The organism is Paraburkholderia sediminicola (assembly GCF_902859805.1).
In the GTDB taxonomy this organism is placed as follows: domain Bacteria; phylum Pseudomonadota; class Gammaproteobacteria; order Burkholderiales; family Burkholderiaceae; genus Paraburkholderia; species Paraburkholderia sediminicola.
Map to the genome: position 1 here is coordinate 1,562,221 of NZ_CADIKC010000001.1, position 14,786 is coordinate 1,577,006.

Annotated in this window: 14 protein-coding genes; 7 read left to right on the plus strand and 7 right to left on the minus strand. The window is 62.0% G+C overall.

Features of this window, described 5'->3' with window-relative positions:
• Positions 1–51 precede the first annotated feature (51 nt).
• From R8871_RS07025 to R8871_RS38695, 3 genes are all read right to left on the minus strand, one after another.
• Entirely contained in the window at positions 52–1,047 is a 996-nt protein-coding gene (locus tag R8871_RS07025) for a DedA family protein/thiosulfate sulfurtransferase GlpE (RefSeq protein ID WP_175049660.1), read from the minus strand.
• A gap of 335 nt (positions 1,048–1,382) precedes the next feature.
• Positions 1,383–1,634, minus strand: coding sequence for a hypothetical protein (locus R8871_RS07030; RefSeq protein WP_035560791.1), 252 nt, complete (start codon positions 1,632–1,634; stop codon positions 1,383–1,385).
• Between the two features lie 471 nt (positions 1,635–2,105).
• A complete protein-coding gene (locus R8871_RS38695) occupies positions 2,106–2,408 on the minus strand; it encodes a methyl-accepting chemotaxis protein (RefSeq protein WP_281370222.1) in 303 nt (100 codons plus the stop codon).
• A gap of 12 nt (positions 2,409–2,420) precedes the next feature.
• Between R8871_RS38695 and R8871_RS07040 the strand changes: the two genes are divergently transcribed.
• On the plus strand, positions 2,421–5,948 hold the full coding sequence (locus R8871_RS07040) for an ATP-binding protein (protein ID WP_175049661.1): 3,528 nt from the start codon (positions 2,421–2,423) through the stop codon (positions 5,946–5,948).
• Positions 5,949–5,988: 40 nt separating this feature from the next.
• Here the strand turns inward: R8871_RS07040 and R8871_RS07045 are convergent, their stop codons facing one another.
• The 3 genes from R8871_RS07045 to R8871_RS07055 form a co-directional block, all read right to left on the minus strand.
• The gene (locus R8871_RS07045; protein ID WP_175049662.1) at positions 5,989–6,390 is read right to left on the minus strand and encodes a RidA family protein; all 402 of its coding nucleotides are present in this window, start codon (positions 6,388–6,390) and stop codon (positions 5,989–5,991) included.
• A gap of 79 nt (positions 6,391–6,469) precedes the next feature.
• A complete protein-coding gene (locus tag R8871_RS07050; RefSeq protein WP_175049663.1) occupies positions 6,470–7,441 on the minus strand; it encodes an alpha/beta hydrolase family protein in 972 nt (323 codons plus the stop codon).
• A gap of 157 nt (positions 7,442–7,598) precedes the next feature.
• A complete protein-coding gene (locus R8871_RS07055; protein WP_175049664.1) occupies positions 7,599–8,999 on the minus strand; it encodes a GntP family permease in 1,401 nt (466 codons plus the stop codon).
• Positions 9,000–9,312: 313 nt separating this feature from the next.
• Between R8871_RS07055 and R8871_RS07060 the strand changes: the two genes are divergently transcribed.
• Both R8871_RS07060 and R8871_RS07065 read left to right on the plus strand, forming a co-directional pair.
• The gene (locus R8871_RS07060) at positions 9,313–10,779 is read left to right on the plus strand and encodes a sigma-54 interaction domain-containing protein (RefSeq protein ID WP_175049665.1); all 1,467 of its coding nucleotides are present in this window, start codon (positions 9,313–9,315) and stop codon (positions 10,777–10,779) included.
• Positions 10,780–10,866: 87 nt separating this feature from the next.
• Positions 10,867–11,127, plus strand: a complete 261-nt coding sequence (locus R8871_RS07065; RefSeq protein ID WP_175049666.1) for a hypothetical protein — start codon at positions 10,867–10,869, stop codon at positions 11,125–11,127.
• Positions 11,128–11,379: 252 nt separating this feature from the next.
• On the opposite strand, the gene R8871_RS07070 is transcribed toward R8871_RS07065, so the two are convergent.
• On the minus strand, positions 11,380–11,628 hold the full coding sequence (locus R8871_RS07070; RefSeq protein WP_175049667.1) for a hypothetical protein: 249 nt from the start codon (positions 11,626–11,628) through the stop codon (positions 11,380–11,382).
• A 21-nt stretch (positions 11,629–11,649) separates the two neighbouring features.
• On the opposite strand from R8871_RS07070, the gene R8871_RS07075 reads away from it, so the two are divergent.
• From R8871_RS07075 to fae, 4 genes are all read left to right on the plus strand, one after another.
• Complete coding sequence (locus tag R8871_RS07075; RefSeq protein ID WP_175049668.1) at positions 11,650–11,853, plus strand: hypothetical protein; 204 nt, start codon at positions 11,650–11,652, stop codon at positions 11,851–11,853.
• 93 nt (positions 11,854–11,946) lie between these two features.
• Positions 11,947–13,146, plus strand: coding sequence for a serine hydrolase domain-containing protein (locus R8871_RS07080; protein ID WP_175049669.1), 1,200 nt, complete (start codon positions 11,947–11,949; stop codon positions 13,144–13,146).
• 153 nt (positions 13,147–13,299) lie between these two features.
• A complete protein-coding gene (locus R8871_RS07085) occupies positions 13,300–13,590 on the plus strand; it encodes an H-NS histone family protein (RefSeq protein ID WP_054034751.1) in 291 nt (96 codons plus the stop codon).
• 629 nt (positions 13,591–14,219) lie between these two features.
• Positions 14,220–14,744 carry a formaldehyde-activating enzyme gene (fae, locus tag R8871_RS07090; RefSeq protein WP_175049670.1) on the plus strand — a complete coding sequence of 175 codons (525 nt, stop codon included), beginning with the start codon at positions 14,220–14,222 and terminating at the stop codon, positions 14,742–14,744.
• Positions 14,745–14,786 lie beyond the last annotated feature (42 nt).

The window sequence follows — 14,786 nt, forward strand, 5'->3', positions numbered from 1 at the left end:
GGGCGAAGCGGCGCGGGCGCGCAAGGGCGCCGATATGAATGCGCTGCTGCGCTACACGGCCTTTGGCGCGATTTCGTCGCCGACCGCCACGTCGGGCGGCGGCATGCCGGGCAGCGCGTCCACCGCTTTGCCCGAGTCGCGCCAGGCTTCCATGCCGCCGCGTAACGGCAGCACGTCGGCGAAGCCGGCTTCGTTCATCTGTTTAGCCATCCATGCCGCGGATATTTCATTCGGGCACGAACAGTAAATCACTACCTTCTGATCGTGCGGGTATGTTGCGACGATCTCGTCGAGCTGCCGCTCGTCGGCGAATTGCGAGCCCGGAATCACGAACGGGTCGAGCGCGCGCTTTTCCTGCGAGCGGATATCGAACAGTACCGGCGTTTTGCCGGACGCGACCAGCGCCGCCAGCTCCTCGACTTCCATCCGCTGGGTTGCGAGCTTGGAAATCAGCTGGCGCCGGCGAATCCACCGATAGGTCGCATAAAGCAGCAGCAACGCGACGGCCACCAGCGCGGCCGTGCGCCCCAGGCGTCCGGCCATGGCGAACAGCATGTCGATCTGCCTGGCGAACAGCGCACCGATGATCAAACCGGTACCTGACCACAAGGCGGCGCCGATGCTGTCGTAAGTGAGAAACGTGCGGTAGCGCGTGCCCATTGCGCCGGCCATCGGAATCGACACGATCGACAGGCCCGGCACGAACTTCGCCACTGCCAGCACCCGCACACCCCAGCGGCCGAAAAAGCGTTCGGTCTTTTTTACACAGGTGTCGCGCGACAGCGAAAGACGGCAGATCGTTTTCAGCGTGTTGCCGCCGTACATACGGCCGGCGAGATACCAGGCGCTGTCGCCGATCAGGGTGGCGAAGATCGACAACACGAGGACCGGCATCAGTTGCGTACCCACGGAGCCGGGATGCATGGCCGCCATCGCTCCGAACAGCACGAGCGACGGCATCGCCGGCACCGGCAGCCCGATTGAGGCGGCCAGCACGTTGACGAAGACGAGCGCCGGTCCATATTGCTCGACGAGATCATGTAGCATCGGCTTACATCCGCAGCCCTTTCGGGCGCGGCGCAGGTAGGGAAAGCAACGGGGTATGTAAGGATTATGGACGCATTTTCAAGACGTGCAAATGTCGGAAATGCGGCCGGTTATTAGCGTGTTAAATGCGCGACTGTGGCTTGCCCGCGGGTTTAGGGCGCGGATAGAGGCGCGAATAGAACAAAGCGAACGGATTAATGCTTTCGCGGCAAGCGAGTGACGAATAACGGCCTACGGATGCCCGTAGGCCGTTATTGCTGTACGCAAACCAAAGGCGGCGGTGCAGAAACGGCGCACGGCATTCGCGCGTAAGCGCAATACCGTGTGCGACAGCTTTATTGACGATGGTTGTGCTGTTCGCCCGGCAATTCCGCGCCATGCGCGCGAATCGCCGCAATCAGTTCGGCAGGCGTGATTTCGTAGCGCACTTCGCGGTGAATGCCTGGCTTGCGCTCATCGACCTCGACCAGAAGAATGCCTTTGCCGTCTTCTGTCGATTCGAGGCGCAGCGAGCGGAGTTCGCGCGCCGTTGCGTCGTCGTATTCGGTGAGCAGGGCCATTGACCCGGAGGACCCGGTAGTGCGCATCGAGGTTGTCCTTGTTCCGTTGTTGATCGAACCATTGTACGGGCAGGTTGGCGCGCCGTCTGTCACACAGCGCTCACACGTGGGGAACCCGCCCGCCACCTATCTGCATGCCGGGACGCCGCGCTGCGCCGCATTGGCCAATGGCTGGCGAGGCCCGCCGGGCAATGCGAGCCTAGACGCCCGACTGTGACAACCAGTTTAACGCGACTCTCCGCGCCGACGGCTGCATTTTTCGTGCCCCGTGACGGTGCAGTCATTCTCTCCCGCCTGTCACGGTGCTGACGCGCGCGTCGGTTAGGGCGGCGCGACGAGAGAAACACGCGGTGAAAAAAATAGCCCGTCCTTTGGGAGGACGGGCTGCTAAACGCCGTTGTTACTCGGGTCAGCCTGCCCTTGCAACTAATTGGGCGCTGACGTTTGCATCGTGATGCGCCAATTCCGGGCTGTCGAGGTGGGAGTAACGCCGATCTATCAGATTAATGTCAAATCTTCCGGCTCAAGTTCGTGCGCCTCGTGCTCGAATCCGCGCGCAGCGTCGCGCCAGCATCCCGCGACGACCGCGAACGAGCCGCCCGCTTCGCCTGCGCGCGCCGTTTCGACTGTGGCATTCAGCGTGAGGATGTTGATCCGGAACGCAATGCCGTCGATGACGCCGATGATGTCCCCGATGCGTTTCGCCGTGCCTTCAAAAGCGTTACACTGCGCCGGACAAGGCCTGCAGACGCATTTCGTCACCTCGACACCCGCAGCGGTCTGCCTGCGCGAATCCGCCACTCGAGCGAGACGATGCAGAAGATCCTCGACCGTACTCAGGAGTCACTGGCTCACGCGTTTGCTTCGCTCGCGCAAAACGCGAAACGTCAACAGCGGGTGTACCTGGCGACGATCGCTTTGCTGATGCTGATCATCGTCTTGTCCGCGCTGTTGCTTGCGGCTCTTGCTGTGGGTAAGGAACTCGACTACCGGCGCGCCATCGCCGTCCAGAACGCCGCTGATATCTCTCTGGCGCTGCACCGTGAAGAGTCGGTTCTACGTCGCGCCGAATTCACTCTCGACTACTATCAAGACACGCATAGCGTGCTCAGTGTGCCGGACAGCGTCGAGCAATCGGTATTGCAGACCGGCGTCGGGCGCGGCACGGTGGACAGGGGCAGCGAGCAGTTCGACGTGCTGGTTAGCGAAGCAACGCGCAAGGCGTGGGGTCCGGCGTTCAGCGTGAAGCTATGGCGCCTGTACGACGCGGCCGAGTCCACACTGGTGACCCAGTTAGCCTTCGAATTGCGGCAACGCGCGGTGCTGATCGGGTTGAACGAAGACTATGCCGCGATCCTGCCGTCACTCGTGCCACCGGCGACAGGCGCGACCGCCCATGCCGCGATTCCGCCGGTGTTGCAGCCGACGCTCGTCAGCGTCCTGCGCGACGCACTCGAACGCGAGTTGCAGGCGCGAACCGGCAAGCGTGTGCCTGGCAAGGGTGAGCTTATCTGGATTGGTCCGTATCGCGATCCGCTGCAAGGCATCCCGGTGATCTCAGCGGTGGGTGTCCACTACAACGGCGATACACCGACCACGCTGATCGTGATGAGCATCCCTCTCGACGCGCTTTCTGCCCTTCTCGCCCGCCCCACCAATGAAGGAAGCTTGATGCTGATGGGGGTGGATCGCCGCTTGATCGTTGCATCGCCGCCAGTCGATGAGTCCACGGCGAAAATGCTGCAGGCCGCTTTCGCCGGCGTGACGCCCAACACCTATCACTACATTCGAAACGGCGTATTTCTGAGCAAGCCGCTTATATCGGGTCTCGGCTCGCTGGTCGGTTATATGTCGTGGTATGCACTGGCTGCCGCGCTCAGCTGGCATCTGGTGACGCTAGCCGCTCTCACGCTGCTGGTCCTGCTGGCGATCGCGTTGACGGCGCGTTTCTGGGGTCTGCGTCTGTTGCGCAATAGTGTCGCGGAAACAACGCGCGCTCTGGAAAGCGAAACAATCAATCACATTCTGGTTAGCGCGACGCCGATCGGGTTGTGCATCGTCCGGCAAAACGACTATTCGATCATCAACGCCAACGCCATAGCCGCCGAATTGCTGCATATCGAACCGGGCAGCAACCGCTTGCCGCCGCACATCGTCGGTGAGTTCTCGGCGCAGGCGCCAGACAAGCCTTCGGTGACCGCATTTGCGAAGGTCGCCGCTTTTGTCGTGCCTGCCCGATCCAATCGGCCGCAACCAGATGGGTCGCAACCGCAACCAGACGCGGGCGCGCCCGGGCAGTTCCTGCAGCTCACCTACGCCGCCGCGCGTTACGCCGGCGAAAACGTGCTGTTCTGCGCGATTCTCGATGTGACCACGCAGCATGCACTCGAACAGCAGCTGCGGCTCGCGCAGCAGAGTACGGAAACCATGATGCGGGCGCGCTCGAATTTCTTCGCGGCGATGAGCCACGAAATCCGCACGCCGTTGAATGCCTTGCTCGGCAACCTCGAACTGCTTGCGCGCACACCTGGACTCGATGCGCATGCGCAACGGCTCACCGCGCTGAACGTGGCGGCCGAGGCGTTGCGCCGCATCGTCAACGACATTCTCGACTTTTCGAAGATCGACGCCGGCGAGATGAAGCTCGCAAGCGAATTGTTCCGTCCGATCGACGACTTCGAAAACATCGCGCTCTCCTACGCACCGATGAAGGCGGATCGTGCGATTCGCTTTTATTCGCATCTGTCGCCGACACTCGACCAGATGGTGCTTGGCGACCGCACGCGCATCGCGCAGATCGTCAACAATCTTCTGAGCAATGCGTTCAAATTCACGTCGAGCGGCAAGATCACGCTGAACGGCGAAGTGCAGGACGATCTGCAAGGCCGCCCGATTCTGACCTTCCGGGTCTGCGATTCCGGTATCGGCATGGATCAGGCACTGGTAGCGCGCATTTTCAATCCGTTCGAACAGGGCGAGGCGAGTACCTCGAGCCGCTACGGTGGCACCGGGCTCGGTCTGTCGATCTGCGCGCGGCTGTGCGAACTCATGGGCGGGCATATTTCGGTTGAGAGCGTGCTGGGCGTGGGGAGCGCGTTTAGCGTTTCGATACCGCTTGCACCACCGCCTGGTGCATTGCGTGCGCCGGTTGTCGAGCCGGCGCGTCGAGGCAATGGGCTCGTTCTGTGCCAGGAGCGAGAGTCGGGCCAGATGCTCGAGCGCTGGTTCCACCGCGTTGGGCGGGTGGTGCAAACGGTGACATCGATGCACAGCGCGCAAGCATGGCTGCGAGTGAACCGGCCCGATGTGCTGGTGGTGACCGGTGAGTACGGCCTCGACGCGATCGCTGAGTTGCGCGCGACGCAGCCTGTCGGCGTGGTGTGGATCACCCGCAGCGGACCGCATCGTCCGGCTGTGCGTGCCGACGGTGTGATCGAAGCCAGTGAGTTCAGCCGTACGGCGATTCTGTCGGCAGTCGATCTGTCGACGGATAGCGCGGACGGTGCTGGCAATAGGGCGACGCTGTCCAGCGACGCCCCGGTGGCGCCGCAACCAACGGTCAATCCGGCGCTGCGTGATCTGACGATTCTGGTTGCAGAAGACAATCCGCTGATCCAGACCCTGATCGTCGAGCAGCTCGAGGCTCTCGGCTGCGTGCCGACGGTCGCCGGCGACGGTCGGCAAGCGCTGGCGGCATTCGAGCAGGGACACTTCGAGGTCGTGCTGACCGATATCCACATGCCGGTCATGGACGGCTACGAACTACTGGCGTCGTTGCGCAAAGCGCATACGGACTTGCCGGTGCTGGCCTTTAGCGCGGTCACCGACAATCAGCAGCAGGAAGGCTGGCGCGAACGCGGTTTTAGCGGCTATGTCGCGAAGCCGGCGTCGTTGAGCGAGCTGGAAACGGCGTTGCTCGCGGTGAGACCGGCGGGGTCGCGGGCGGCAACGTCACGGCCAACCGTGACGGCAGATGCGGCGGTGGCGCCGGTGACTTCGGCTGCGGCTGCGGCCGGCGCAACCGCCGATCCGGCCAATTCGCTCAGCGCGGACGACAAGACGCGTTACACGGCCTTGCTGAAGCAGCACTTGCAGAGCGATCTACCCAGGTTGATGGCGATTGTCGAGCAGGAAGACCGGGAAGCATTGGGCGGCTGGGCGCATAGCGCAGCCGGCGGGTTCCTCGTGGTGCAGGAACGGCAGTTCGCGCGGCAATGTCGCGAGCTGCAGCGGCTATGCGAGAGCAGCGAAAGTTGGACGACCGAAATGGACGAACGTGCGATCTCGCTGCACGAGGCGATGTGCGATCACTTCGGGCTGGATGAAGCGTCGATGCATTGATCCAGGCGCCGTTGCCAACGGCGTTTCGGTCGTGGCCGGATCAATCCGGCCGCTTCGCGATGAAGTCGATCTCGACCAGTGCCTCGCGCGCGAGCGCGGTGACGCCGATGCAGGTTCGGGCAGGTAGCGCGTCGGCGGGGAAATAGGCGCGGTAGGTCTCGTTCATCGCCGCGTAGTCGCGCTTGAACTCCGTCAGAAAGATGCGCACGGCGACCACGTGTTGCAGTCCTAGACCGACACCTTCTAGGACGAGTACGAGGTTATCCATCACCCGTTGAGTCTGCGCGACGACGCCGTCCGGAAGCGGCGCGCTGTCGTCGGTGGGCGAAGTCGGCATCTGACCGGTTAGGAAGACCCAGCCGTCGGCTTCGGTGGCATGTGAGAAGGGTCCGACGGGCGTCGGGGCGGACGGGATCATCCAGAAGGCGGGGCTTGAGCTCATGAGGGTAGTGGCCTGGCGAACTTCGAGTGGTGAAGCCCTAAACTAACTGACCAAAATCTGGAGCGTGGCGCGTCGTCGACTAGGGTGACGCGGCCGCACCGTCGGCGTGTGATGAAGGCACAAGGGCGGTTTGTTTCGCCTTAACGATCGGCGTGACGAATTGCTCGACATGCGGCAGCCAGATGGGTATGGCAGCGTCCACCGCGAACATGCCGTGACCGTCCCGGCCGAACGGCGGTTCGACAATCAGTTCGCCATGCCCACCGGCCGACTCGAACGCACTGAACCAGGTCTTGACGACCTCCGGTGCGAAGTACTGATCGTTTTCGACGTAATGCCATAGCTCGGGGACTTGTGTGGTCGAGGCGAAGTGCGCCATCGTCTTCGCCATCTGTTCCGGGGCGCAGGGCTGCCCCGGATGCCGGCTTGGGTCCCCACCGCGGCCACCGGAGAAGTTGACCACCGCGATGAGCCCTTTGGGGGCATAGCTCGCCGCTGCCAATGATGCAAAGCCGCCAGCGGATTGACCAACGAGTATCACTTTGTTGCGATCGACTTGCGGCAGCGTGTCCGCAAATTCGATGGTGGCGAGCAGGTCTTGAGCGGCCTCCCGTCCGGCGCTTTCGAAGTCCGGGTTCTTGCATGAACCGGTGTCCTCGGCGAACGAGCCGCCGGTCGCGCCATAGCCGCGCCGGATCGGCACGATCACCGCAAAGCCCATGCGGACGAACTCGCGAATCTGCGCGAGCTTACGGTAACGGCCGACCTTGAAGCGGTCGCGAGCATTCGGCGGATTGCCGTGGCTCAGGACGATCAGTGGAAATGGGCCGGTACCGTCGGGCATATAGGTTGTTGCGACGATGTCCCGCGTATGTTCGCCGAAGATGCCGTGCTCGGTCATCGGAACCTGAACGACGGTCTCGTGCAGATCGGCAGCAACGGGGTCCCGTTCGTCCGGCCAGGCGGCAGTGGCGTAGCCGGCGAACAGGACGGCAGCGAATAGACTGTGCGCCAGTGCGAGGACAGCGGTCGCTTTCGTTTTGTTGGACATTCGGATGCCCCGATTATGGGTCGCTATTTCTTGTGATTTATTTCACGCGTCCAAATCAAAACATTGAAATACTGCGGGGTCAAGCGTAGCGGATGTTCCGGACGCGCCGCTGTTTTGGCGCGTCCGGTTTGGAATCGGTTTTCCTCGTAAGGCGCTATTAAACCAACCCAGTCATGTAATACACCGAGATCACAAAGAAAACGGCCAGCGTCTTGATCACCGTCACCGCGAAGATATCGCGGTACGACTGGCGGTGCGTCAAACCCGTCACCGCCAGCAGCGTGATCACCGCGCCGTTATGCGGCAGCGTGTCCATGCCGCCGCTCGCCATCGCGACGACCCGGTGCAGCACTTCCATCGGAATATGCGCCGCTTCCGCGCCCTTGATGAACGTGTCGGACATGGCCGCGAGCGCGATGCTCATGCCACCCGATGCCGAACCCGTGATACCCGCCAGCGAGCTCACCGAAACCGCGGCATTGACGAGCGGATTCGGAATGCTCTTCAGTGCGTCGCTCACCACCAGGAAACCCGGCAAAGCCGCGATCACGCCACCGAAACCATACTCCGACGCCGTATTCAACGAAGCCAGCAGTGCGCCCGCAACCGCCGCCTTGGTGCCCACCGCGAAGCGTTCGCGCACGCGGCCGAACGCCGTCACCACGACCATCACGATACCCAGCAGGAGTGCGCCTTCCACCGCCCAGATCGCGACAACGCTCTTGATCGTCGTCGTGACCGGCGCATGGATGCCCGGCAGGATGTCCGGTGCGATGGTGTACGTCGCGCCGTACCAGTTCGGAATCCAGCGGGTGAGCAGGAAGTTCGCCACGCCGACCAGCACCAGCGGCGCGACAGCCAGCAGCGGATGGGGCAGTTGCTTCGACTCGACGCGCTCCGGTTCGTTGACGAGTTCCGTGCCGTAGCCTTCACCCGTCGCCATTGCCGCGCGGCGGCGCCATTCCAGATACGTGAGGCCAACCACGATGATGAACAGCGAGCCGATCACGCCGAGCGTGGGCGCGGCCCAGGACGTCGTCTTGAAGAAAGTGGTCGGGATGATGTTCTGGATCTGCGGCGTGCCCGGCAGCGAATCCATGGTGAACGAGAACGCGCCGAGCGCGATCGCGCCAGGCATCAGGCGTTTCGGAATATTGCTCTGGCGATACAGCTCGGCGGCGAACGGATACACCGCGAACACCACCACGAACAGCGACACGCCGCCGTAGGTGAGCAGCGCGCACACCGCGACGATCACCGCATTGGCGCGCGAGCGGCCAATGTAGCGGATGGCCGCGGCCACGATCGACTCAGAAAAGCCGGACAGTTCGATGACTTTACCGAACACCGCGCCCAGCAGAAACACGGGGAAGTAAAGTTTCACGAAGCCGACCATCTTCTCCATGAAGATGCCGGAAAAGACGGGTGCGACGGCGCCCGGGTCGGTCAGCAGCACCGCGCCGAGGGCGGCGATCGGCGCGAACAGAATGACGCTGTAGCCGCGATACGCGGCAAACATCAGAAACGCCAGCGCGGCGAGGACGATAACAAAGGACATTGAGTCTCCAAAGCTTGGTTGTTCTACGTGTACGCCGTCCCGATGAGTGCGGCGGCCCGGCGCCCGCAAATGCAGATTCCATGCCACGCACGCCGCAACGGCCTGTCCGTTGATTTCACAGGCCGAAGTTCGAAACGTGATGCGGCCGATTGTACCCAAACGTCTCTAAAACGGGACGCAAATCAGCTGAACATAGGCCTAACCGAGGTTAAACCCTTATGGAATCGGCTTGCTGGCGATCTCGCTGATGAGATAAGCTTGTCCACGAAATGAGATATGCATAAATAGAACGATAGCCGGAGACAGCGACACCATGATGAACGACTGGGCGGGGCTTCCTGCTACCTACGGCGACGTACTCCGCCGGGCGATGGATTCGCTCTTCCGCACGTTCGAAAACTTCAGCGAAGGCACCTTCATTGTTGACGCCGAGGCGCGCGTCGTCTGGATCAACAAGCGTTATGCGGCGCGCTTTGGGTTTTCTGACCCGGAACAGGCGATTGGCCGGGATTGCGAGGAGGTGATTCCCAACAGCCTGATGCGCGAGGTGGTGAAAACCGGCAAACCGATTTTGCTCGACATCCTCGAAACCGGACGCGAGCCGCTTGTCGTGACGCGGCTGCCGTTGAAAGACGATGCGGGTGAAACGGTCGGCGCGGTGGGTTTCGCGTTGTTCGATGAGCTGAAAGCGCTTACGCCGCTTTTTTCCCACTACTCGCGTGTGCAGGAAGAGTTGATCGCGACGCGTCAGTCGCTCGCGCAGGCAAGACGGGCGAAATACACATTCGGCAGTTTTGTCGGGACGAGCGCAGCCAGTCTCGAAGTGAAGCGCCAGGCGCGCCGTGCCGCGCAGCTCGAGTCGCCGGTGCTGTTGCTCGGCGAAACCGGCACGGGCAAGGAACTGCTGGCGCATGCCATTCACGGCGGATCGGCGCGGGCAAACTGGCCGCTCGTGACCGTCAACGTGGCGGCGATTCCTGACACGTTGCTCGAAGTCGAATTCTTCGGCGCCGCGCCGGGTGCCTATACCGGCGCCGACCGGAAAGGACGAGTCGGCAAGTTCGAACTGGCGAACGGCGGCACGCTGTTTCTCGATGAAATCGGCGACATGCCGCTGCCTTTGCAGGGCAAGCTGTTGCGCGTGCTGCAGGACAAGGAGTTCGAGCCACTGGGTTCGAACCGGATCGTGCGCGCGGATGTGCGGATCATCGCCGCGACCTCGGCCGATTTGCCGGCGCTGGTCGCGGCAGGACGCTTCCGCGCGGACCTGTTCTATCGGCTGAACGTGTTGACGATCCAGGCGCCGGCGCTGCGCGAGCGTTCGTCCGATATCGAAGCGCTTGCTTACGCCATGCTCGAGGACCTGTCGGCGCAAGCGCGCGGCGCCAGTCACTTCGAATTGCAGGACGATGCCCTGCGGCTGCTGTGTTCGTATGGGTGGCCCGGCAATGTGCGCGAGTTGCGTAACACGCTGGAGCGGGCGGTGGTGCTCTCGGACAACGAGCGCATCGATGCGCGTGCGTTGGCGCCGTTCATCGGCCCGGCGCGAAGCGGACTTCGTCCGTCCGTGTCCGCGGGTTCTGAAGCGCACGCTTCAGACGCTGCTTCGGAGACGACCGAAGCCACGTCGTGGAGCGACGCCATGGCTGCGTTCGAAAAACGCTTCCTGGGCGACGCTTTGCGCGCCAACGGCGGTCGTGTGATCGAGACGGCCATGCAGATCGGTATGGGCCGCGCGACGCTCTATAAGAAGATCGCGGCATACGGCATCGAGGTGTGACGAAGTCCCGCTACATCACGTGGCGTAGTGTAATTGCCGCGTGGCACAATCGCGTGATCGAAAAACAAGACGTGATCGGGGTTTCAAATGAAACGCAGTCTCTCCTCTTTCGCGCGCGGTGCCTGTGCCGCGCTGGCGCTTCCCGCAATCGCCATGCTGAGCAGTTGCAGCAGTAGCGCGCCGCTGTTTCTGTCGGACGGCCGCCCAACTACGCTGGTCCAATGTCCGGCGGGCTCGGACTCCTGCTCGCAGCAGGCAAGCGCTGCCTGCGGCGGCGCCTTCGACGTCGTGCGCCAGTCCCGCGACAACGGCACGCTCAGTCTGATTTACGCCTGCCGGGCGAAATGACGCCACGCCGGCCGATGGCTGGCGCGATGCGTGCGATTAACCCTTTCTTCCTTCCGTGCTCCCGCCGCCCGGCCACGACGGCGTCTGTCTTGTCTCCCTCTCTTCGCGGATACCGTTTAACCGGGACAAACCGGCGCATACGGCGAGCGCTGCCATGCGAAAAGCATATGACCGTCATAAATATCTGGCTCTAATGTGCGTTCGCCGAAATGGTTATCATGCACGATGAATATTGATCGAACTGCTTCGAGATTATTGGTTTAGTTGTTTGCTCTGACGAAAAAGCGCCCGGTTTTCGCCGTCAAGCCAAGTCGGTGCGGCATCTAACGGAACGCGAAGTTTCGCCGCAGTATCCTCATCTGGCCGGCTCACAATCAAAAAACAATGCGCAGGTTTTGCCGGTTTTGCGGCGGTCCACATTATCTGCTTCAGAAAAATTTTCCGTTTCAGCGGAGTTTCTGGAGTAATCAGGGCACGCTTTATGCTTTTAAACTGGCTCAATGAGTAATTCCGGGGAAAGCAATGAATCACCTCCAAATCGAGAAAGATATCCAACACCTTGAAAATGTAATCACGCATATTTCCGCTGAAGACCGCATCCCGCTGTCGTATTGGCGTAACCGCATTAACTCGGTGTCTGGAGCGGCACTGGTGCCGGCACAGGCCAATCGCGTCAAACGGCTCAATGCGGCCCTCGCCGCATTGGAGGACCGGCAGAAAGCGTAACTGTCCATAGCTGGAGGGTGACGTGTACCGTCTGATCGGGTAACGTTTCCGGCAGAAATTAGGGAACGTAACACCTAAGAATTCAGGAGGAGCATGCAACCAGCAGGACTTTCAGCCACGCGGCTGACGGCGCTCACGAACGCCATGCAGGGCTATGTGGAACGCGGCGAAGTAGCGGGGGTCGTTTCGCTGGTCTGGCGGCGCGGCGAAATCGGTTACTTCGAGCCGCTCGGCCTGCGCGACGAAGCGGCTCAATTGCCCATGGAGCGCGATACGCTGTTTCGCATTGCGTCAATGACCAAACCGGTGACGAGCGCGGCGATCCTGATGCTGATCGAAGAGGATCGACTCGCGCTCGACACGCCGATCTCATTGTGGCTGCCGGAGCTGGCTGCGCCATCCGTGCTGCGCGACCCCACCGGGCCGCTCGATGAAACCGACCCGGTCAGAGCGCCACTTACCGTGCTCGATCTGCTCACGCATCGCGCCGGCTTTGCTTATCACTTCACTGCCACTGGACCGTTGGCCGAAGCTTACGCGGCGGCCTTCAACGGCATTGAAGCGCGCGGAGATGCCAGCGCGTGGCTCGCGCGCATAGCCAGCTTGCCGTTGATGTTTCAGCCCGGTTCGCGCTGGCATTACGGCATCGCAACCGATGTCCTCGGCGTGCTGATCGAGCGCGTGAGCGGCATGCGGCTCGGTGACTTCTTCCGAACGCGGATTTTCGAACCGCTCGGCATGCGCGATACAGCGTTCTGGGTGCCCGACGCGCAACTCGCGCGTTTGGCGACGGCGTACGGCGTCGAGGCGGGCACACGGCGGCGCGTGGTGGAAGATCATCCGTCGGCGAGCCGCTGGGCGAATCCCGACCGCTTCCAGAGCGGCGGCGGCGGCCTTGTCTCGACAGCGCAGGATTATCTGCAGTTCGCGCAACTGTTGCTCGGGCGCGGACGCGTCGGCTCGACACGTCTGCTGTCGCATCGCTCGGTCGATTTGATGCGCTCGAATTTTCTGACCCGCGACCAGCGGCGCGTGCCGGCGTTCGGTCATGTGCTGTGGGCAGGCCAGGGCTTTGGCCTCGGCTTGTCCGTCGTCGACGACCCGGCGCAACAGTTGCCGCTTGGCTATCGCTCAATGGGTTCGTTCGGCTGGCCGGGTGCGTATGGCACGAGCTGGTTTGCTGATCCGGTGGAGGACTTGATCGGTCTCATGCTGATTCAGCGGCGTGCTGTCGAACCCTTCCCAATGTCGGTTGATTTCGAGCGCCGCGTGTACGATGCAATTGACGATTGAGTGCGTAGCCGGCAGCAGTTGAGCGGGCGGCCGTGAACGGCGGACAGTCATGGCGCACTCTGAGCGGGCCGCTCTATCCGGCACTTTATTCGTCTGATAGTGTCCGCAAGTGTCCGTACCGCGCAGTTCGTCAAATCGATCGGAGTACCCGCCATGGCCTCATATAAACAGTTAACTGCTCAGCTTGAAAAGCTCCATAAGGAAGTTGCGGTGGCGCGCGAAAAGGAAATCGCGCAGGCGATTGCCGAGATCAAGCAGAAGGTTGCCGAGTACGATCTGACCGCGGAAGAGCTGGGTTTTACGAGTAAGCGTGCCGCGGTGCGCAAAGCGCCTTCGGTAGCCAAGTACCGAAACCCGAAAACCGGCGAGACGTGGAGCGGGCGTGGTCGCTCGCCGGGCTGGCTCGCGGGCAAGAATCGCGAGCGCTTTCTGATCGAAGGCTAAAGTACGTTTCGACCATGGCGCTTGCGCTCGCAACGCGCCGAATTTTTCTGAAGTGAAGTCGCGTCGGGTTTTTCTCGCACCGCTGAGAGGGTCCCGAAAACGCTCACCTTTCGCGTGAGCTTGCAACGCGCGCCGTGGGTTTCGCGAGACGCCCCGCACCAGGATTCGTTGTTTCGGTGAGCCTGGTTTTGTCGGATGACGCACCTTGCGGTGCGATCATCCCGGCTGTGCCTCGTGGTGTCGCAACCTTGCTCGAAACCCGCGCCAGCCTTTGCTGGTGGGCGTTCCCTGGCTATGCGAAGAATCGCTTAACCCATCGCTCGACTCTCACACTGTCTTTTCCTCGGACTTTGCCTAGCTGCTGAGCCTTGCGCCGCTGGTGCGTGCGCGGCCTTCGATGCGTTCACCTTTCGTCTCGATTCGAGGCTTGTCATTGCGAGTCCCGAAAAGTCTCACCTTTGCGTTCGTCCGGGTGTGCGAGTCGATGCGCCATTCAATGTGCCGCCTGGTGTGCACGGGGCAAACCCGGAGATGAGTTCGCCTCATACCCCGGATCAAAACTCATCGATACATGGTCGCGCAGGCCGCGCAGCACAATCGGTCATCCACTCAACCTCGACGGAAAGACCATGAGCGTATCGACGGACAAACAACTCTTTATCGGCGAAGGATTCGAAGGTCCTGGCGTCAATCTCGCGCATATCAACGTGCTGGTCGGCCCGCGCAACGGCCCCGCAGGCCAGGCCTTCGCTACGGCATTGGCGACGCCTTCAGCAGGGCACGCGCCGTTTGTCGTGATCGCACGGCCGGGTGTGCCGACCAAGCCGCTGACGCTCTATGTGAACAAGGCGCAGATCGGCAGTGATTTTCATGGCAACGCGACATGGGGCGCTTCGCAAGCCGGCATCGCGAGAGCCGTGGCCGAATCGTTGGAGAACGGCACGTTGCCGCCCGAAGCGGAGAACGATTGGGTGGTGGTGTCCGCGAACTGGGTCAATCCGGCCACCGACGATCTCGACGCCGTCTTCGAGAACAACTACCGCGCGTGCAAGAACGCGATTCTCGCGGCGATGAAGGGCCTGCCGCATCGCGATGAGGTGTTTGCCGCCGCGCGCGACGTATCGAATCCGTTCTACACCCCGAAACAACGTTAATCACACGCAACGCGGTTCGCGCGCCGTGAGAGGCGTGGTGCT